This window comes from Zhengella sedimenti (genome assembly GCF_046506625.1).
Lineage (GTDB): Bacteria > Pseudomonadota > Alphaproteobacteria > Rhizobiales > Rhizobiaceae > Zhengella > Zhengella sedimenti.
This window is the reverse complement of record NZ_JBKFFP010000012.1, coordinates 1-19190: the sequence shown is the minus strand read 5'-3', so window position 1 is coordinate 19190 and position 19190 is coordinate 1. Positions and strand designations below refer to the sequence as shown.

Annotated in this window: 28 protein-coding genes; all 28 read left to right on the top strand. The window is 61.0% G+C overall.

Translation table 11 applies throughout. From position 1 onward, the window contains the following. Positions 1 to 48 precede the first annotated feature (48 nt). The 28 genes from ACLB6G_RS20385 (at position 49) to ACLB6G_RS20250 (ending at position 18876) form a co-directional block, all read left to right on the top strand. Positions 49 to 285 carry a hypothetical protein gene (locus ACLB6G_RS20385; protein ID WP_410357979.1) on the top strand — a complete coding sequence of 79 codons (237 nt, stop codon included), beginning with the start codon at positions 49 to 51 and terminating at the stop codon, positions 283 to 285. A gap of 4 nt (positions 286 to 289) precedes the next feature. Next, complete coding sequence (locus tag ACLB6G_RS20380) at positions 290 to 802, top strand: DnaT-like ssDNA-binding protein (protein WP_410357978.1); 513 nt, start codon at positions 290 to 292, stop codon at positions 800 to 802. Next, positions 799 to 1152, top strand: a complete 354-nt coding sequence (locus tag ACLB6G_RS20375) for a hypothetical protein (protein ID WP_410357977.1) — start codon at positions 799 to 801, stop codon at positions 1150 to 1152. The genes ACLB6G_RS20380 and ACLB6G_RS20375 overlap by 4 nt, the downstream gene beginning before the upstream one ends. Positions 1153 to 1451: 299 nt before the next feature. Beyond that, a complete protein-coding gene (locus tag ACLB6G_RS20370; protein ID WP_410357976.1) occupies positions 1452 to 2447 on the top strand; it encodes a phage minor head protein in 996 nt (331 codons plus the stop codon). A gap of 4 nt (positions 2448 to 2451) precedes the next feature. Beyond that, a complete protein-coding gene (locus ACLB6G_RS20365) occupies positions 2452 to 2886 on the top strand; it encodes an HK97 gp10 family phage protein (protein ID WP_410357975.1) in 435 nt (144 codons plus the stop codon). Positions 2887 to 3059: 173 nt separating this feature from the next. Then, positions 3060 to 3485, top strand: a complete 426-nt coding sequence (locus tag ACLB6G_RS20360; protein ID WP_410357974.1) for a phage tail terminator-like protein — start codon at positions 3060 to 3062, stop codon at positions 3483 to 3485. After that, positions 3482 to 3640 (top strand): hypothetical protein, encoded by a 159-nt coding sequence (locus ACLB6G_RS20355; RefSeq protein ID WP_410357973.1) that lies wholly within the window; start codon positions 3482 to 3484, stop codon positions 3638 to 3640. The genes ACLB6G_RS20360 and ACLB6G_RS20355 overlap by 4 nt, the downstream gene beginning before the upstream one ends. Continuing rightward, a complete protein-coding gene (locus ACLB6G_RS20350) occupies positions 3641 to 4549 on the top strand; it encodes a phage tail tube protein (protein ID WP_410357972.1) in 909 nt (302 codons plus the stop codon). It begins immediately after the preceding gene. Next, positions 4549 to 4950 (top strand): hypothetical protein, encoded by a 402-nt coding sequence (locus tag ACLB6G_RS20345; protein ID WP_410357971.1) that lies wholly within the window; start codon positions 4549 to 4551, stop codon positions 4948 to 4950. Before ACLB6G_RS20350 ends, ACLB6G_RS20345 begins: the two co-directional genes overlap by 1 nt. Before the next feature lie 74 nt (positions 4951 to 5024). Beyond that, positions 5025 to 5285, top strand: coding sequence for a phage tail assembly chaperone (locus ACLB6G_RS20340; RefSeq protein WP_410357970.1), 261 nt, complete (start codon positions 5025 to 5027; stop codon positions 5283 to 5285). Continuing rightward, entirely contained in the window at positions 5278 to 7098 is a 1821-nt protein-coding gene (locus ACLB6G_RS20335) for a phage tail length tape measure family protein (protein WP_410357969.1), read from the top strand. Before ACLB6G_RS20340 ends, ACLB6G_RS20335 begins: the two co-directional genes overlap by 8 nt. Before the next feature lie 166 nt (positions 7099 to 7264). Beyond that, positions 7265 to 7837, top strand: coding sequence for a transcriptional regulator (locus ACLB6G_RS20330; protein WP_410357968.1), 573 nt, complete (start codon positions 7265 to 7267; stop codon positions 7835 to 7837). Then, entirely contained in the window at positions 7834 to 8274 is a 441-nt protein-coding gene (locus tag ACLB6G_RS20325) for a DUF6950 family protein (RefSeq protein ID WP_410357967.1), read from the top strand. Before ACLB6G_RS20330 ends, ACLB6G_RS20325 begins: the two co-directional genes overlap by 4 nt. After that, positions 8271 to 10481, top strand: coding sequence for a hypothetical protein (locus ACLB6G_RS20320; protein ID WP_410357966.1), 2211 nt, complete (start codon positions 8271 to 8273; stop codon positions 10479 to 10481). Before ACLB6G_RS20325 ends, ACLB6G_RS20320 begins: the two co-directional genes overlap by 4 nt. 3 nt (positions 10482 to 10484) lie before the next feature. Further along, positions 10485 to 11183 carry a hypothetical protein gene (locus tag ACLB6G_RS20315; RefSeq protein ID WP_410357965.1) on the top strand — a complete coding sequence of 233 codons (699 nt, stop codon included), beginning with the start codon at positions 10485 to 10487 and terminating at the stop codon, positions 11181 to 11183. A 3-nt stretch (positions 11184 to 11186) separates the two neighbouring features. Then, on the top strand, positions 11187 to 13211 hold the full coding sequence (locus ACLB6G_RS20310; RefSeq protein WP_410357964.1) for a hypothetical protein: 2025 nt from the start codon (positions 11187 to 11189) through the stop codon (positions 13209 to 13211). Positions 13212 to 13235: 24 nt separating this feature from the next. Then, positions 13236 to 13688: a hypothetical protein gene (locus ACLB6G_RS20305; protein ID WP_410357963.1), complete on the top strand. Its 453-nt coding sequence runs from the start codon at positions 13236 to 13238 to the stop codon at positions 13686 to 13688. Positions 13689 to 13697: 9 nt separating this feature from the next. After that, a complete protein-coding gene (locus ACLB6G_RS20300; protein WP_410357962.1) occupies positions 13698 to 14363 on the top strand; it encodes a hypothetical protein in 666 nt (221 codons plus the stop codon). Then, positions 14363 to 15361 (top strand): hypothetical protein, encoded by a 999-nt coding sequence (locus ACLB6G_RS20295; protein ID WP_410357961.1) that lies wholly within the window; start codon positions 14363 to 14365, stop codon positions 15359 to 15361. The genes ACLB6G_RS20300 and ACLB6G_RS20295 overlap by 1 nt, the downstream gene beginning before the upstream one ends. Continuing rightward, positions 15358 to 15660, top strand: a complete 303-nt coding sequence (locus ACLB6G_RS20290; protein WP_410357960.1) for a hypothetical protein — start codon at positions 15358 to 15360, stop codon at positions 15658 to 15660. Before ACLB6G_RS20295 ends, ACLB6G_RS20290 begins: the two co-directional genes overlap by 4 nt. Before the next feature lie 21 nt (positions 15661 to 15681). Further along, positions 15682 to 16473, top strand: coding sequence for a glycoside hydrolase family 108 protein (locus tag ACLB6G_RS20285; RefSeq protein WP_410357959.1), 792 nt, complete (start codon positions 15682 to 15684; stop codon positions 16471 to 16473). A gap of 8 nt (positions 16474 to 16481) precedes the next feature. Beyond that, positions 16482 to 16658 carry a hypothetical protein gene (locus tag ACLB6G_RS20280; RefSeq protein WP_410357958.1) on the top strand — a complete coding sequence of 59 codons (177 nt, stop codon included), beginning with the start codon at positions 16482 to 16484 and terminating at the stop codon, positions 16656 to 16658. Further along, complete coding sequence (locus ACLB6G_RS20275; RefSeq protein WP_410357957.1) at positions 16655 to 16825, top strand: hypothetical protein; 171 nt, start codon at positions 16655 to 16657, stop codon at positions 16823 to 16825. The genes ACLB6G_RS20280 and ACLB6G_RS20275 overlap by 4 nt, the downstream gene beginning before the upstream one ends. Beyond that, the gene (locus ACLB6G_RS20270; protein ID WP_410357956.1) at positions 16822 to 17082 is read left to right on the top strand and encodes a hypothetical protein; all 261 of its coding nucleotides are present in this window, start codon (positions 16822 to 16824) and stop codon (positions 17080 to 17082) included. The genes ACLB6G_RS20275 and ACLB6G_RS20270 overlap by 4 nt, the downstream gene beginning before the upstream one ends. Positions 17083 to 17378: 296 nt before the next feature. Beyond that, complete coding sequence (locus tag ACLB6G_RS20265) at positions 17379 to 17573, top strand: hypothetical protein (protein WP_410357955.1); 195 nt, start codon at positions 17379 to 17381, stop codon at positions 17571 to 17573. Next, a complete protein-coding gene (locus tag ACLB6G_RS20260; protein ID WP_410357954.1) occupies positions 17570 to 18061 on the top strand; it encodes a hypothetical protein in 492 nt (163 codons plus the stop codon). Before ACLB6G_RS20265 ends, ACLB6G_RS20260 begins: the two co-directional genes overlap by 4 nt. 120 nt (positions 18062 to 18181) lie before the next feature. Continuing rightward, positions 18182 to 18439, top strand: coding sequence for a hypothetical protein (locus tag ACLB6G_RS20255; protein WP_410357953.1), 258 nt, complete (start codon positions 18182 to 18184; stop codon positions 18437 to 18439). Then, complete coding sequence (locus ACLB6G_RS20250) at positions 18436 to 18876, top strand: hypothetical protein (protein ID WP_410357952.1); 441 nt, start codon at positions 18436 to 18438, stop codon at positions 18874 to 18876. Before ACLB6G_RS20255 ends, ACLB6G_RS20250 begins: the two co-directional genes overlap by 4 nt. Positions 18877 to 19190: the final 314 nt, after the last annotated feature.

Below are 19190 nucleotides of genomic sequence, written 5' to 3'. Positions count from 1 at the left end.
TGACGGGCGGCGCTGGTCGCCCGTCTCACAAACCGAAAGGACAGTGCAATGAAGATTGGCGAAGGCTTCAAGGTCATTGATGACCCGAAGGCACCAAAGGGACGCCGGATCGTTCCGGCAGATGCTGCTGTTGCGCCGTCTGGCGTCGGCACGGACAGCGGCGACCAATTCTCCGACGCGCAATTGCGTGACGCGATCAAGGAGGCGACCGGCAAGGCTCCTGGGCCGCGCACGTCGCGTGAAAAGCTGGTTGAACAGTTCAACGAACTGAACGCGAAGGGCTGAAACGATGGCGCTTGACGCGACGATTGGCGGCGCATCTGCCGACACATACGGCACCGTGGCCGAGGCTGACGCCTATTTCTTGGCCCGTGGCGTTTCGTCGTGGACAGGCACGGACGCTGCCAAGGAGGCGGCGCTCATCAAGGCGGCAACGTATCTGGACAACGTCTATCGTGGGCGCTGGAAGGGCCGGGCGCTGACCATGACGCAGGCGCGGGCATGGCCGCGCGGATGGGTGGTCAATGCCGAGGGTTATGCCGTCGACCCTAACACGATCCCAACGCAGGTCAAGAATGCGCAGTTCGAGGCGGCGCTTTTGCTCATCGGCGGCACCAGCCTTGAGGCCACGATTGACCGGGCGGTGAAGTCCGAGACGGTCGGCCCGATCTCCGTCACCTACATGGACGGCGCGACACTGGAAGCGCAATACCCGCAGGTGACAAACTGGCTGTCCGATCTGGTGACGGGCGGCGCGTCGGTGAACGGCTCCACAGGAACGATGCGGGTTGTCCGGGCATGACGTATGACTACACGCGGCCAGAGGCCACAGCGCAGCGGCTCATTGCGAAGTTTGGGCAGTCCGTCACGCTGACAAAGGTCACTAAAGTCTGGAACGACTGGAACCCTGGCGTAAATTTAACGGAATACTCAGCCACTGGCGCAGTCATGGACTACGCCGACCGGGAGATTGACGGAACAGTTATCAAGGCAGGTGACAAGCGGGTCTACCTGTCGACTGAAGGTCTGACGGTTGAACCGGACACCACTGACACATTGACGGTTGGCGGCGTGGTTCATTCCATCATCCGCGTTGATCCGCTTAATCCGGGCGGAACCGTGGTCATGTGGACATTGCAGGTCAGGCGATGACTGTAAATGTTATCGAGTTTCCGCATAAAAGCGATGGCCCGCATTGGCAGGGAACTGCGCTTTGCGGGGCTTGCTCCCATGAATGGGAAGCGGTTGCGCCGGTTGGCGACGAGGATCATTTAGAATGTCCGAACTGCAAGCGCATGTGGGGCGCGGCAAAGCACGCTATTGTTCCTTCGGTTTCATGGAGGTGCAATTGCGGCGAACGCTTGTTTTGGCTGACTCCTGACGGTGCGCAATGCAGAAGGTGCGGAATAATTACATGCGATTGGGCTGGTTGAATGGCACGAAAGCCAAGCATGGCGGACCTGCTCGACCGTTTCGAGCCTGCCATCCGGGACGCATTTCTTGAGGCTGTTCGCGAAGTCACATCGAAAGCCCGTGTCGCGGATATTGCCAAGGCTCTGGAGCGTGGCGACGTTCAAGGCGCGCTTGACGCGCTATACATGGACAGGTCGGCGTTCGAGACGTTTGAGAGGGCAATAGAAGAAGCCTACGGCGAAGGCGGCAAGGCTGTCATTGACGATCTTGGGCGACTTCGGGACGCCGATGGCAACGGGTTCGTTGTTCGGTTCGACGTGCGTAACCTTCGGGCTGAACAATGGCTGAAAGAGCATTCAAGCCGTCTGGTCACGCGTATCATTCAGGAGCAGCGGCTCAACATCCGCAATGCGCTTGAGGAAGGGATGCGGGAAGGCAACAACCCGCGAACGGTTGCGCTTGACATTGTGGGCCGCATAGATCGACAGACAGGGCGCAGGACTGGCGGGATTGTCGGGCTATCGTGGCCGCAGGAACGAGCCGTTGCCAATGCGCGGCGTGAACTGGAAAGCGGCGATTTTGCAGCCTACCGGCAGCGGGAGCGCAGAGACAGGCGGTTTGACCGGACGATTGCCAAGGCGGAACGCGAGGGGCGCGGCCTGACGGCAAAGGAAATCTCGACCATCATCAGCCGCTACAGTGACCGGCTGTTGAAACTGCGTGGCGACACCATCGGGCGCACGGAGGCACTGGCAAGCCTTCACGCGGCGCAGCATGAGGCTTTGCAGCAGTTGGTCGACACCGGCAAGGTGCAGGCAAGCCAGATCAGGCGGGTTTGGGACGCAACCGGCGATGCGCGAACGCGGCTTGACCACTTGGCTGCTGACAGCCAATCGGTCGGCCTGAACGAGACGTTTACAGTCGGCGGGCGTCAGATGAAATATCCCGGCGATCCTGCGGGCGGGCCGGAACAGGTGATCAACTGCCGTTGCGTGGTCCGGGTTCGTATCGACTTCCTCGCCAACGTTGGGTGACGGCATGGCGCAGAACTTCACAGCGCAGGTTGATGCATGGGTGAAGGAGAGCAAGGCGCGCATTGAAGCTGTCGTCAAGGAAAGTGCGCAGCGAGTGGTCGAGGACATGCAGAAGCCAACAGACAAGGGCGGCAACATGCCGGTTGACACGGGCTTTCTGCGGGCAAGCATTCAAGGCCAGTTGGATGCGCCTGTCATGACAGTGCGGGCCAATCCGGGCGGGACATACAGTTACGATGGCGGCGACATTTCCATGACGCTAGCCAACATGGAATTGGGCGACGTGTTCTACGCCACCTATACCGCCAACTATGCGCGGTATGTCGAATACGGGGCGAATGGCAGGCCGGGGCGTGCGTTCGTTCGCACAGCGGCGGCACGGTGGCCGCAGACGGTCAACGAGGTGGCTTCCGAACTGAAGGCTCGGAGCGTTCGATAAGCAAGAGAATGCTTGTCTGCAATTCAACGAGATGATTGCGGGCAAGGCGAAGGGCCAACTGGCTTGCGGTGTCGTGCAGATCGTCCGGGCCTAGGGCAGCGACGGCGCGTCCGAGCCGATCCCATGTTTCCTGTCTTTCATCCATCCCGTGACCATGGCGCAAGGGGCCAACAATGGCAACAGGCATAGATGCCAGCATCATTGACGGGCTTTGCACAAAACTTGACGAAGCCGTCATTCCTTCGATGCCGATTGCGTGGCCGAACGTGTCTTTCTCGCCCGATCCTGCAGCCGGCTATCTCGGCGTTTCCTATTTTCCGGCAGCGGCATTGCAGCAGGAACTAGGCGATAACGGGCGGAACCGCTTTATCGGCGTGTTTCAGGTTTCGGTGTTCTATCCGAAGGACCGTGGCGAGGTCGCGGCGAGGGAGATCGCGGCAGATGTTGCCAATCACTTCAAGCGCGGGACGGTCATAAGCCACGATGGCTTGAGCATCCGCATTCTTCGGCCTCCGTTGGCCGGTTCCGGCTTTGTCGACGGGCCTTTCTTCCAGGTGCCGGTTTCGATCAACTATCAGGTGGACGCAGACAACCCATGATGAAAATGCAGGCTTTGCGCCGGTTTCGATTGGCGGACGGGGATGCGCTCGTCTGGATCGAAGCGGGGCAGGAATACACGGTCGCCAGCGAGGATGCGGCGATGTTTCACGAACTGACAGGGCGCGGGAAGCGCATCAAGGCGAAAGGCAAGTAAATGGCACAGTCTCACGGTTCCCGCCACGCAATCAGCTATGTGGCGGAAAGCACCTTCGGCACGACGCCGGGAAGCCCCACCATGCTGGAACTGCGCAACACAGGCACCACGCTTGCTGTGCGCAAGGACAACTACGTCAGCGAGGAAATCCGGTCGGACCGGCAGATTGTCGACCTTCGCCATGGCGTCAAGCGGGCGGATGGCGAGATCAACTTTGAACTGTCCTACGGGGCGTTCGATGACTGGCTTGAGGCGGCGCTGTTCAGCACGTGGAGCACCAATGTCCTCAAGGCTGGCACCACGTCAAAGTCCTTCACCGTCGAACGCCTGTTTACCGACATCAGCGAATACCAGCCGTTCACGGGCGTTATGGTCAACACCATGACGCTGGATATTCAGCCAAACGCGATGGTGACAGGTTCGTTTGGCGTGATCGGCACGGGCGCAATGACGCCTGCATCTTCCTCGCTTGGCTCGCCAACGGCGGCGGCAACCAATCCGCCCTTTGATGGCTTTACGGGGTCGATCACCGAAGGCGGTTCTGCTGCGAACATTACGAGCCTGTCGCTGGAACTGAACAACAACTTGCAGCCGACCTACGTGATTGGCTCCGACACAGCGCCGCAGATCATCTACGGGCAGTCTGTCCTTACCGGCACCGTAGAGGCATGGTTCGAGACGGAAGCCCTGTTGAACAAGTTCCTGAACGAGACGGAAAGCGCCATTGTCCTGACGCTGGAAGGCGCAAGCGGTGGGGATCTGGAAATCGACATTCCCCGGATCAAATACACAACGGGCGACCTGAACGTGCAGAGCGCGAATGACGGCATTCTCGTTTCTCTCGGCTTCCAGGCCATGCGGTCAAGTTCCGATGCCTCCAACATCGTTATCACAAGGACGCCTGCCTGATGGGTTTTGACCTTTCCGCCTTTGACGAAGGCAAGAAGAAGCAGGAAGAGGGCATCCCGGTTCCTATCAAGCACCCGGCGACGGGTGAGGAAACCGGGATTGTCATCACCGTGGCGTCCTACGAAAGCGAGCGGGTCAAGGCGGTCGCGCGAGAGATTGCGAACAGGGCGCTTGCAGATCAGAAGAAGAACAGCCGCAAGGTGGATACGGTCGAGGCCATCGAGGACCGGACATTTGCGATTGCGCTTGCTTCGATTGTCGGATGGTCCGGGCTGGAAAAGGACGGCAAGGAATTGCCGTTCACGCGGGACAACGCGCGGATGATTCTTGAAGCATATCCCTTCATCGCGGAACAGATCGACGCGGCGGCGCAGGATCGTGCGCTTTTTTTCGGGAACTGACCGCCGATCTATGTGAAGCGGTCAGGCTCTATGCGGAATGGGATACGCTGGACGAAAACGGCGTGTCCAAGCGAATGAAGATGGAGCACATCGGCCAAACTGTGCCGGTCGCAGATGTTCCGCTTGAAGCCTCGCACGTGTTGCACTGGTTCTATGAACTGGACGCTGCGCGGGGATCAAATGGCTTTGGGGCCAATCCTATCAGTTATCCAGATATTGCGGCGTGGCGGGAACTTACCGGCGCGGAGCCGCTGCCGTGGGAAGTCCGGGCATTGAAGGCCATGGATGCGGCATATCTGAACGAGTTTGCCAAGAGGAAGCCGAAGAATGGTTGATATTGCCACGCTCGGCATTGCCGTTGACAGCCGGGGCGCAGATCAGGGCGCAAGGAGCCTTGACAAGCTGACTGGTGCTGCAAAGCGGGCCGAAGCAGCAACTACGGGCGTTGCTGGTGCATCGTCGGCTGCTGCGGGCGCTTCCATGAAGGCGAAGGCGGCGACCACGGGCAATGCGTCGGCGGTGCAGATGCACACAACCCGCCTTGTAACGAACACTGGCGCGGTCAAGGCCAATAATGCCGCGCTGGTTGCCCATGCGGCCACGTCCAAGCAGGCGGCATTTCAGAACAGGATGCTGGCAATCCAGCTTGGTGACGTGGCGCAGTCCCTCGCCCTTGGCCTGTCTCCGATGCAGGTTCTCTTGCAGCAGGGGCCGCAAATTCAGGGCATGTATGGGTCGCTCGGCGAGACGATACGTGGCGTGACCGGGTTCATACTTCGCGGCGTGGCGGCACTCGCGGCATTTGCTGCTGCGGCTCCTGTTGCTGTCGCCGCGCTTGCTGGCCTCGGCCTTGGCGCGGCAAGCATCAAGCGCGACCTAGACGCAGCCGGGCATTCCGCCATCGGCTTTGCGGACATTGCCAAGGCAGCGTTTCAGGTGGTCTTGCAGGGCGTCAATTCCGTTCTCAAGCCCGCCATCGCTGGCCTGACATCATTCTTTGCCCCAATCTTCAACTGGATTGCCGAAAAGGCGAAATGGATCGGCAACACGGTCATCAACTCGTTCCGGGCGGCTTTCGAGGACGTGAAATTCGTCTGGAACCAAGCGCCGAACATCGTAGGCGCTGCGGCCATCGGCGCTTCCAATGCGGTCATTGCCGCGATTGAGAGCATGATCAATAAGGCCACGGGTCTGCTCGACACGCTGATCGGCAAGGTCAACAGCCTCGTCTCTGTCATCCCCGGCATGGACGGGATGCAGTTGCCGACCATCGGCAACGTCTCGATTGGCCGGATTGACAATCCCTATTCAGGGGCGCTTTCTGAAGCAGCAGCAGGACGCAATTCGCGCATCGCTGAAATCATGGGGTCCGATCCGCTCGGACAGTTTGGCGAGGCGGTGAAGGCGCAGGCTATTGCCAATTCGCTCAAGGAAGTCGAGACGGCGGCAGGCGGAGCGGGCAAGGCGCTTAAGGGCGCTGCTGACAAGGCAAAAGACGCATGGGACGGATTGCGCAAGGCGACCGATGAAACCTTGCAGAAGGTGCGGGACGCGACCAACTCGCTCGGCCAGTCCATCGGCGGCATTTTCAAGGGGCTGCTCGACAAGACGATGGACTGGAAGGATGCCGCGCTTGAGGCGCTGAAATCCGTCCTCACCTATCTCAACCAGATGAACCTTGCGAAAGGCGGTTCCGGGCTGTTCGGCGGCGGGTTCTTCCAGTCGCTCATTGGCGGGTTCCTGGGGCTGTCAGGCTTTGCCAAGGGCGGCGTATTCGGGCCGGGCGGCGTGACGGCATTTGCCCGTGGCGGCGTTGTCAATTCGCCGACCGTGTTTCCGTTCAAGAACGGCACGGGTCTGATGGGTGAAGCCGGGCCGGAAGCAATCATGCCGCTCAAGCGTGGTCCTAATGGCGCGCTCGGTGTGCAGGTCGCGGATGGCGGATCGCGTCGTCAGTCAGTAGCGGTGTCCGTGGGCGTCACCGTGGACAATGACGGCAACTTGAAAGCCTACGTGAAGAACGTGGCGCAGACGGAAGCTGCCACGGCTGCTGGCAAAGTCGGGCAGGCCATGCCGCTGGTCGCGCAGCAGACCATGCGTAATACCGACATGCGCCGCATTGCGCCGACGCAAAGGCTTGTTGGCTAATGAATAGGTCTAAAAATATGCGCGAGATTTCATCAATCCAAGAGCTTGAAGCATACGTTAGAGAGATTTCGCAACAAGAAGCCCAAAAGGCTATTGATCGCGTCAAAATGGCAATGCGCAACGTCGAAGTCCGGCGCATTGAACCGCAAAAGCGTAGTGTTGGCTAATGGCGACTTCGGCGGAATTGCTGGACCTGCTGTCGCGGCCTCACGTCGCGCAGAACTGGCTTGCTGAAATCCGCTACCCGGACGGCTGGCGCTACTACCATGACGGCTATGGCTCCATCGAGACGGGCGGCAAGACGTGGGAGGGAGTCAACGATCCGGCAGGCTCACAGATCGTCGCAATCGGGGCCATGCGGATGCCGAAATTCGGCCAGGCTCCATACGTTGATATCGTCATTGCGGCGGCCACGACCGAGTTTTTCCGGGCCTATTGGGTGGACCGTGGCTCATTCGAGGGCGCGGCCTGCAATATGTATTACCGGGTTGTGGACCAGGAGACGGGCGACGAACTGCTTGCGCCTCGCCTGATGTTCCCCGGCAAGTTGACGGCGGGCCGCATGAAGCGGGCTGGTCAGCATTACCGGACCTTGGCGTTCAAGGTGGTGGCAGTCACGGAAGGGCTGAACTTCCCGGCGACATTGGGCGACTGGTCGCCTGCCGGTCAACGGGCGCGCTATCCCGGTGACAAGGGTTTGGACTTCATGAAGTCGGATATCGTGGAGACGTGGCGATGATCGACGTTGACGCGATGATTGATCGTGACGTTGAGACCAACAAGGCCGTTCTGGCCTATGGCGAGCGGTTCACAGACGTTCCGGTGACGTGGGGGCTGGACGACTGCTCGATGTTCGCCGCGCAATGGGCTGCGGACCGGCTTGGCCGGGAGTTCGTGTTCCCGTCCTATGAGGGCGAGGACGAGGGCCGGGCGCTGATAGCATCGTATGGCGGGCTTGTGCCGGTATGGGATGCCGTGGCCGAAGCCAACGGCCTGTCCCGCGTTCATGGCCCGGTTCGTGCCGGTGATATCGGCGTCATTCACACGTTCGCGCATGGCGATGTTGGCTGCATCTTCATGAAATACGGGACGATGGTGATGATCCGGGCGACGACCGGCGTCCGCTTGATCGGCATTCGTGAAAAGCACGTTGCAGGGGCGTGGCGGGTCGAATGAAGACATTTAAAATCGCCCTTGCAGCGTCCTCGGCTTTGCTTTGGACGACCGTCGCCGCACATGCGATGCCGACGCTCACGTTTGCCATCGGTAGCCTTGTGCTGTCGGCTGGTTTGGCTGTTCCGGGAGGCACGGCCATTCTGTCCCTGTTCGGCGCGGCTTCGGCTGCGTCCATCGGATCGACCGTTCTAAGCCTTGCCATCACGGCGGCTTCCATCGCTGGGCAATTCCTGTCCAAGCCAAACCTACCAAGGCCGGAGGCGATCAAGAACACGGCGGCAGGCGAGACGGGGCCGGGACGCCATGCTTTCGGGCGCGTCATCCTCGGCTCGCGCATCGCCTATGGCCGCACCAGCGACAGGACGCTGCATCGCTTGGGCCTGATGTGCTTTGGCGAACTGGACGGCATTGAGGAATGGTATGTCAACGGCATCCCTGTTGTTGTCGAGACCGGGGGCGAGGTCTCGTCCCCGCCATGGGCCAAGCCGAATGGCTCATATCTCGAAATCAAGAACAAGGTGGGCGACGGCACGGAAACGGCGTGGGCTGACCTGATCAGTTTCTATCCGACCGAATGGACGAGCGACCACCGGGCGCGCGGTATTGCGCAGTTCTTGGCGCAGGCCAATTCTCCTGGCGTCCAGTCCGCGCGGTTTGCCAAGCGGTTTCAGCGTGGGTTTCCCCAGGTCACGGCATTGGCGCGCGTCGGGCAGTTCTATGACCCGCGCAGCACGACGACAAACTGGACGCTGAACAGCGCGCTTATTGCGCTGCACTATTTCCGGCAGGTGTCGGGATATTCGGATAGCCAGATTGACTTTGGCCGGTGTGGCGATGCGGCGGATTGGTGCGATGAAACGGTGTCTGTCCTTGGCGGGACTGATGCGCGCTCGCGCATTTCGGGCGGATGGGAAGGTGTCCTGAACACGGACAAGGTGCTTGCCATGCTCGAAGGCGGCGGGCTGCATGTCCGCACTGCTGACGATGGCCGCGCCTATTTCGAGGGCATTGAGGACAACCCGGACGCGGAACTGACGTTCCCGTGGGAGCATGTCCTTGAATGGGAAATGCAGGACGGGCCGGAGGGTGTGGAACGGCCCAACATCTGCCGGGTCAAGTATTTCAGCCCGGAAAGCCTCTACACCGTCGAGGAAATCCCCGGCGTTCCCGAACTGCCATGGGCGCGGGTTGAGGATGAAATCACCGCGAACGGCGAAAAGGAGCGGGTGATTGAACTGCCGTTCTGCTGCGACGCCAGCCAGGCGCAGAGGATTGCGCGGCGCATATTTCACATGGACCGTGCGCCGGTGTTGGTGATCAAAACCAGCCTCGCAGGCATCGCGCTTGACCGCCTCTATTGCGTCAACGTGGAGATTGACGGGCTGGGCGAAAATGGCGGCATTGGGACGCTGAAATGCATCCTGGACGATCTGGTCATCAATAACGGCGACGGGACGTGCGAGGCGGTTTTCCGGGTCATCCCGGACATTCTCAAGACGGCGTTCAACCCGGCGACGGACGAGGCACAAGCGCCGCCAACGGTCCTGCCGGGAACCTATGACAGCGAGGTAGCAACACCGGATGCACCGGACGCGGCAACCGTGGTGCAATATCCGATCTCCGGCGACTATGAAACGCGGGTGACGTTCGACGGCGTTGCAGGCGGGACAATCGCGGAGGCGGTCTACCAGACATATACGGACGGCGAACTGGATGCGCCGCAATCGCTCGCAGAGGCCGAAATCATCGACGGCGACACGGGCGCGGATGCGCGGTGGCTAGCCTACGAAACGGACCTTAACCTGCTTGGCGAGAAAGTCAGGTGGCGTGTGCGCCTGTTCGACGTGAACGAGGACGGTTCCAATCTGTCCGACGAGTTCATCGTGGCGAGCATGGCGACCGACAACACCGCACCATCGGCACCGACTGTCACGGCGACATACGTTTCCGGCAATTGGGACGTGGACTATACCGTCCCGCAGGAAATCCAGATCGTCGCCATCAAATTCCAGACCCGCCTTGGCGCTGGGTCTTGGAACGATGCCAGCACCATCGACGTTCGGCCAGGCGCAAGCGCAACCGGCATATCGGTCACGGCCGAGGGCGGAGCGCCGCCTTTCACAACCGAAATTCGCGCCGTCTGCCTGACCACGGACGGCACCGAGGGCACGGCATCCGCCGTATCATCACACTTCGAGAGCATCTAGCACATGGCACGACTGCTTTCATGGCAGGCGAGGGTCGCTCAAATGGCCCTCGCCAACGGACCTGCGTCTGCCGGGTCCGGCTCCAACACGCTGGCAAACGGATCGGAACAGACGTTCGCCGGGTTCAACACGGCATTGGCTTTCGAGATGACCTTGCCGCCCTCGCAGGGGCAGCGGTCGCGGTCCGAATACGGCTGGCTTCTTGCCCTGTTCAACGGCGCGAATGCCACCCGATACGAGTATCTGGACGGGCAGCGCATGACGGCGGCCGAGGCGAATGTGCCTGCCACAAGCGCGTGGTCCGGGGGCGGGGCATGGGCAGGCGGCGCGTGGGCTGTTGGCTACGGCACCGTTGCCCTGTCGGCCAATCTCGCCAAGGGCGCAACGACCGTCACGCTCGAAAACAGCCTTTGGGGCCATCGGCTTAACTACGGCGATGCCATCGGGTTTGGCCCGTCCTATTGGGGCTGCCATTTCGTCACAGGCGTCTATGGCAGCGGCGAATATCGCGTCTGGCCTCCAATCCGGGCGGCGCTCACGGCAGGCACTCACAGGGCCAATCTGCAACCGCGTCTCGCGCTCCGGGCCGTCCCCGGCTCTGTCAGTTACGGACAGTTCAATCCGGCCTATGCGGACGGGCGCAGCGCACGGCTGACCGAAGTTTTTCACGAATACGTCGAAACCTACTTTCAGGACAAGTGACCAATGGCGACCATCTTTACAAAGCTAGCCGCTGCCATCTTCGCTGATGTGTCGGCCATCGTGCCAACTGACCTTGAACTGTGGATGACGACCGCAGAGACAAAGTTTGACGAGATCGAAAACGGCGCGTCAACCAACATCGTGGACAGCACCGCTGCGCTGAAAGAGGTTGATACCGGCGACGTGTCCGTGGTGGTGGCCCGCATTTCCGGTGCCGCTGTCCCGTATGTGTGGGTTTCGACGGTGCCGATTGCCACCCACCAGAGCGACACGAACGAACTCTACTATGTCGCGCCGAACGCGGCGGCCGATGGCGCATGGGTGGCGCTGTTCGACAAGTCGGTTCCCCTGTCCATCGCAGGTGGCGGGCCAGAGGTTACGAACAACAATGCTGCGCTTGCCGCTGCGGCCAAGACGGCGAAGTTTCACGGCGGCAATCAGGTGCAGCTTCTGGACGATGCGCCCGTTACCACGGAGGTCCTGCTTGGCGACGTGGCCGACGCGACATTCGTGGGCAAGGAAGAACATGACATTACGGGCCTTTATTACAACCGGCCCAACCGGAAATGGGTGACACCGCAAAACCGGGGCAACCCGTATGCGTTCCTCGGCGGAGACGTGATCCCGTCCGAACATCTGCTGCGCCTGAACAGGGCTGCGGCGTGGAACGGGGAAATCAAGGTTGCCATCTTCGGGGACAGCCTCGGCACCTACCGGCCCGGCGACGGCTTCGGGCGGATGGACCTCAAGGTTGAAGCCTATCGTTCGGCACTGTCCAAGGCATTTCCCGGCGTCACCGTCACGCTCAACAATTTCAGCATCGGCGGCCAGACGTTCGACGACTGGGACAAGACCGGCACGGACCTTGCGGCGGCGGGCGTCACGCTGTCGGATTACCCGTGGTTCACGACTGCTGGCAACACGTGGATTTCCTATGTCGAGGCGTTCGCGCCGGATCTGGTCATTGTCGCCTTCGGCCAGAACAACGCCGGGACAAACCTGCTTGTCACCGAACTCAAGGACATTGCGGACGAGATCGAAAGCTGGACCACGGTTCCGTCCATCGTGTGGGAGACGACGCTTTCGCAGTCGGCGCAGTATTCCGGTTCGTCTACGGAAGATCGCATCAACCGGCTGGACGGCGTGGCGGGCCTGACGCGCTCCTATGCCCGCTATCGTAACCATGGCGTCATCGACATGCACCGCATGGGATGCCTTGCGGTTTCCGGATTTGATCCGCGCTTGTCGGGCGAGTTCGGGCCGGGCGTGTCTCCGACACCAGCAGCGACGACGAACAGCACAGAAGCCGCGATGAACTGGCGCGTTGTTATTGAATACGACGCGTCGTCTTGGACAAACGGATCAGCAGATTATATCCGGGTGCGGACGGGAAGCGGCACGGGTGCTGATTACGTTCAGGTAAAGAAGCTGGCCGGTGGCACATGGCAAGTGCTTTGGAACGGCGGCTATTCTGGCGGCATTGTCAGCGACTTTGAAAACACGTCTTACACGGCGGCGACCTCATCAACGTCAAAGATTGTTTTTGAAGTCAATGACGACATGGTGACGGTTTACGACGATGACACGTCAACAGGTGCCGGCAAAGAGGCTATCTGGTCAGGGCCTGTCGTTCGTAATGGTGGGTTGACGGTGCCGTATGTAACCGTTTCCAGCCTGACGAATATCCCGCTTGACAGCGTGACATTCTACCATGGCCGTCCCCGTGTGGCGATCCCAACGATCAATGACAGCCTCATGTGGACGCCTCCAAGCAACACATGGAAGGGCATGACGACAATCAACCACCCGTCTGCCGTGGCATCGCCCTACATCTACCGGCTTGCTCTTGAGCAGATCAATTGGCGCACGGCGCTTGCCGACACGCGAACCATTGTTGGCAGCGGGACACCTGAAAGCAACGTCGCGGCACCTGTCGGCACGATGTATCTGCGCACCGACGGCGGGGCAGGGACAACCCTTTACGTCAAGGAAAGCGGCACCGGCAACACCGGCTGGGCCGCAATGTAATCCATCAACCTGTGAGGCAAAGACATGGCCGCTGGCACATTCACGCTCTATGACCACGTTGCCGAAATCATCGGCGACGGCTCCATTGATCTGGACAACGACACGTTCAAGATTGCGCTCGTCACGTCCAGTTACACGCCATCTGCGGCCCATACAACGTGGTCGCAGGTATCGTCCAACGAGGTGGCGGACGGCAACGGCTACACGACCGGCGGCGCATCGCTCGCAAGCGTGACATGGGCGCAGACTTCGGGCGCGGCCAAGTTCGACAGCAACGATCAGGTATGGACGGCCAGCGGCGGTTCCATCGCGGCACGGTATGCCGTCATCTATGACGACACGTCCGCCACGGACCTGCTTCTCGGCTATCTGCTGTTGGACACGACGCCTGCCGACCTGACGGCGACGGATGGCAACACGCTGACGGTCGGGCCGGATGCCTCAAACGGCTGGTTTACGCTCACCGTGAATGCGTGAGGCTGACCGATGGCGGATACCAAACTCACCGACCTGACAGCGGCGACGGACACCACGGGCGCGGTTGTCTATGGCGTCCAGGCTGGCACTGACAAACAGTTTGCTGCATCGCTGTTTGGTGGTGGGGGTTCATTCGATTTCCAGTTTGCCGGGGCGGGCGAATATATCCTGCCGACGCTCTTTTTTGGGTTTTCCAACGGCACGATTGTTCCGTCTGACAACCTGATCCAGTTTTATCCGTGCATCGGTTCGCTGACGGTTGATGCCATTTCCGTAGAGGTCACAACGGCAGCTACTGGCAATGCGCGCATGGGCATCTATTCGGCGGGCGCGGACGGACTGCCGGATGAGTTGCTGGCATCGTCGGCGGAAATCGACACGTCAACGACCGGCATCAAGGACGGGGCTTTGGGTAGCGACTATGCCCTGCCAAGCAAGTTCTGGCTTGCGGCTGTCAGCACGGGTGGTGCGACATTCCGCTCTTTTGCCTATACGACGATTTTCGGCGCGACGTTCGTAGGACAGGACAACCTCGGTAGCAGCTATTTCCCGATAGGCTACTGCGATGCGTCGTTTACCTATGGCGCGCTCCCGGCTGACACGTCTGCTCTGACAATCACGCGGCGGCAAGTCAACTACGGCAACAGGCGCGCCATCGGCCTGCGGGTGGCCTGATGGCTGACAGGCTCCTACTCAATGACGGATCAAGCCTGCTCCTGCTCAATGACGGTAGCAGCGCGCTCCTGCTGGAGGTGCAAGCGGCATCGGCTATCGCCACGGCTGGCACCCTCTCGCTTTCCGGCAATGTTGGAACGGCTGTTGCCACGGCCAATGTCGAGGCGCTGGCGACAGCAGGCCAGATCAGCGGGCAGGGCAGCGCGGGCATTGCGTCGACTACCGCCAACGTTTCAGCGTTCGCCACAAGTGCCGCTATTTCGGCAACAGGAAGCCAAGGAACGGCATCCGCTACGGCTGGCGTCTTTGCCTATGCGACGGTAGCAAGCGCGTCCTTGACCGGATCCACGGGGCAGGCAAGCGCGACGGCCAACGTCTCGGCTTTCGCCACGGCTGCGGCGGTCAGCATTTCAGGCCAAACCGGGACCGCGACGACAAGCGCCGATGTGTCAGCCATCGCCGTTTCCGGCTCGCTCACGCTGTCCGGTTCAACCGGCCTTGCGCAGGCATCCGCGAATGTCGAAGCTATCGCCACGGCTGGGCAGATCGGCGCACAGGGCGCGGCGGGGATTGCGGAGGCGACCGCGAATGTATGGGCCTATGCGGCGGCGGCGTCTGCCAGCCTGACGGGGACGCAGGGCGTTGCATCGGTGACTTCTGGCGTGTTGGCCTTTGCCGATCCTGGCACCGTTTCATTGTCCGGTTTGGCTGGTTCGGCATCGGTCACGGAAAACGTCTCTGCCTTTGCCACATCGGGCAGCCTTTCGCTGACGGGCAGCATTGGCGTTGCGTCCATCCAGATCGTCATTGACCCGGCAGAACTGCCCGTGACGGCCTCGCTAACGGCGGTCATCTCAACGACTGCGCTTGAGGCTGCAAACGCACCGCTTGCGCTTGCCTGCGACAACAGCGCCGATGCACTCACGGCCACGAACGGCCCGCTCGCCTTGGCCGCCGACAATTCCGCCATCCCCGTCACCATGAGGGACGCCGCATGATCACGCGCGACAAATTCGAGATGACCTATTTCAAGGGCGAGACGCTGCCGAAACGGTTTGACGTTGACGTGACCGTGGACGGCACGACTGCCGCGCTCGATGACGCGGCGACGGTGACAATGAAAATCGGGGGCGAGACTATCACGCTCACGAACGCTGGATCGGGCATCGTGACGCTCGATCCGACCGACCTAGCAGACCTGACGAACGGCGTATACGACGCCTATCTGATCGCCGATGAAGGCGACGGCTCATTCGTGCATTCGACCGGCAAAGTGACGGTCCGCACGCCCGCCTGATCCGACCCGAAAGGAAAGACCATGACCGACCGCAATTTCGCGCGGGCGCTCCCGCTCGTCCTGAAACATGAAGGTGGCTACGTGGATCACCCGAATGATCCGGGCGGCGCGACAAACAAAGGCGTCACGCTGGCGACCTTCCGCCGCTATGTGAAGGCCGACGGCACAAAAGCGGATCTGCGCGCTATCACCGACAAGCAGGTAGCGACCGTCTATTACCGGCACTACTGGAGCGCCGTAAATGCGCAAGCGCTACCGGCCGGTCTCGACTACGCGGTGTTCGATTTCGCGGTCAATTCCGGTCCGTCGCGGGCGGCGCAGTTCCTCCAGCGCGTTCTTGGCGTGACGGTTGACGGGCGCGTTGGGCCAAAGACCATCGAAGCGGCAGAAAAGGCGGACGCGCGCGCGACCATCAAGGCGCTGTGCGAAATGCGGCTGGCATGGCTCAAGCGCCTCAAGCATTGGCCGACCTTCGGGCGCGGGTGGACGCGCCGCGTCAATGACGTGGAGCGTGATGCTCTCGCCATGGTCGGCCGGCCTGCCGACATCAAGACGGTGGAAAAGACCATCGAGAAGCCGGTCGTTCCGCCTGCCGTGGAGGAAACGGTCAAGAAGAAAACCGGCTTCTGGGGCTGGCTGACCGGCCTTGGCGGTGGCGCTGGCGCTGGCGCGGCCGGGCTGCTCGGCGCGGACTGGCAGACCGTTGCCGTCCTGGCCGGCGCGGTCATCGTCTTGCTCGTCGTCATCGTGATTTTGCGCACGCGGATCGCGGCCGCCGTGCGCGAAATCTCCGATGCAGTCGGGGGTGAGTGATGCCTGACATGAGCGGCTTTGTCTGGTTCATATATTTCAGCGCCGGCGCTGCGCTGGCCCTGGTTGTCGGCATGATTTTCTTTGTAGCCGGGCTTTTTGTGGACATCGGCTCTACATACACGTTCGGCGCCATGGTGATCGCATGGATATTGGGGGTGGCCGCGTCGGCCGCGATTATCCGATGAGCACGCTTTCCCTCATCATCGCCATCGCCTTTGGCTTGTCCGCCTGGTTCACCGGCAAGAGCGCGCAGACAGCAAACCGGGCGTTCACCGCGTTCATCCTCGGCATCGTAGCGCTCATGTTCGTGGCGCTCTCGCTCGTCGCCGCTTTCGTGGGGGTGATCGCATGAGCCTGCTCAACCTCATCCCCGGCGTCTCGACGCTCAAACTGATCGGCGTCGGCATCGTCGCCGCGGGCCTCGCTTTCGGTGCCGGCTATCTCAAGGGCCGGTCAGACATGCGAGCCACGGCCCGCGCCGAAGCCATCAAAACAACCCTCGAACAATTGCAGGAAAGGAGCGCGACCGATGCGGAAATTGGCGACATGGACGATGCTGATTTGTGCCGTCTCATTGGCGGGGTGTTTCGCGACGGGCGGTGCGAGTGACGGGACCGGCTACAAGCGGTTGACGCCGAACGCGAGCACGCGAGCGCACATCATCGCCAACGACCTGCCGTTTGCGCGACAGGTCGCCGCCCATAACCGCCAATGCGCGAAGGACAAGGGCTGTTCGTGATGCACAACACGATGATAGCCGCGGCAGGCGCGGCGGGGGTGTGGCTTCTCGATCATCTGGCGACCATGGGCCATGTGCCGTTCTGGCTTGCATTGGCTGTTGCGGCCCCCCTTGCGTGGAAGTCGGGACGGGCGCTGCATAGAATTCTGGTGCGCGGTGATCCATGATGCAGCAAGACCTAATCTGGAAATGGACGCGGTTCGTCGTCGGCGTCATCATGTTCGCCGCGCTGATGGTGACGCATGTGATGTTCAAGGAATTGCACATCATCATCCTGTCCGCGCCGTTCGGACTTATGGGCTTCGACGCGCCCGACCTGATCCGGCAGTTCACCGGCCAGAGCGGAGAGCGCAAGAAATGAGGGTGAAGATCGCTAGCGGGGTCATCGCCTATTTGCTCGCCGTGGCCTCGTTCTCTGCCTATGGCGAATGGCAGGACTTCAAAGACCGGAAAGAACGGCTGCGCCAAGCCCGCGCTGAAATCTACGCGCCGGTCACTCAGGTGCAATGGCGCATAGACGGCGACAGGCTGCTGATCGTCGCCGCCGTCTCGCGCAAGCTGGAGCCGTGCACCGTGCGCGACGGTTCCCCGGTCACGCTGGTCGCCCGATGGAGCGAGGCAAGCAGCACGCGCTACAAATCGTATCCGGCGTTCTCGCCCGAAGGCGACATGATCGAGGGCGCACCGCTCATCTTGACCGGTGAGGAATTCCTGGTCGGCCCGTTCGTGATCGAGGACCGGCCGGCAATCCTGCGCCGCATCGAAAGCGTGTCTGTCCGGCTTCCGTGCTCGTTCGATGGCGGGGTGACGCGCACGGCGACAATTGGCCCGCTGGAGCGCCCGCGATGACCGAAACCATGACCGGGCACATCTGCCCGTTCCTCGGCTGGCACGACAACAAGCGATGCCCTGGCGAGGGCGGGCCGGGGTGTTGCCAACTCATCATCGACCAACTCGAAAGGGACGGCCATGCCTGTCACGCCCGCACAGATCCAGACGACGCTCACCAATCTCGAAACGCACCTGTCGAACGCCTGCAAGACGGCCGCGCAACTCAATAGCCAGTGCGAGGCCTACGTGGATGAAAATGACCTGACGTTCGGCGGCGTGGCCAAGGCGAGGGAAGCCGGCGGTGATGTGGCCGGCGCGCTCGGTATCGCGGCGCGGCGTCTCGCCGATCTCCATCAACTGCTGAACGGCATCGCGCCGCCCGGATTCGGCAAGTGAGAAACATCACCATGTTCGACAATCTCGACGCTGCCGTTGTCGCGGCCGTCGCCGTGATATGGGTCATGTCGCGCCAGTGGCAGCTTGTGTGGGCTGTCGTCGCGCTGGCGCTCTATCATCTGTGGGGCCGCTGGATTGTCTGGAATTCCGCCGATCCCGCGCTTGAACTTGCGGCATTGGCAACGGGCATCGGGTGGGCCTTCGTTTTCGGCCCGATTCTGTCCGTCTATGGGCGGTTGATCGGGTCGGTTTTCTTCACCATGGCCGTTGTCACCGCGCTGTGGTCTCCGTTTGGAATTCCGCTTGTCGGCAAGGGCGTCGGCTTCAATCTCTGGAATTTCCTTTCCCTTTGCCTCTACGCCGCATCCGCACTGACCATCATGGGGGTGCTGTCACATGCTAGACTATCTACCGCACGTCGCGCTCGTCGCGATTGACCTCGCCGGGCTTTATGTCCTGTGGCGGGTTCGCGGCAAGCCATTGCCGGCGCGGCTCGAATGGCTGCGCTCGTGGCCACTCACGCGCTGGATCTGTCATCGGCTGGAAATGCCGGTGATGTGATGGCGGTTCAAGTGAACCTGCCAACCGCTCCATAATTTCGGTTTACACTTTGAACAGGGCGCATTGAAAACATTGTGCTTTATGCTCATCCTGTTTCCATGGCAATATGTCTCAAGGCATTGAAAAGTAACAATTTACGATAGAACTCTTAATCAGCGGGTCGTAGGTTCGATCCCTACATCACCCACCA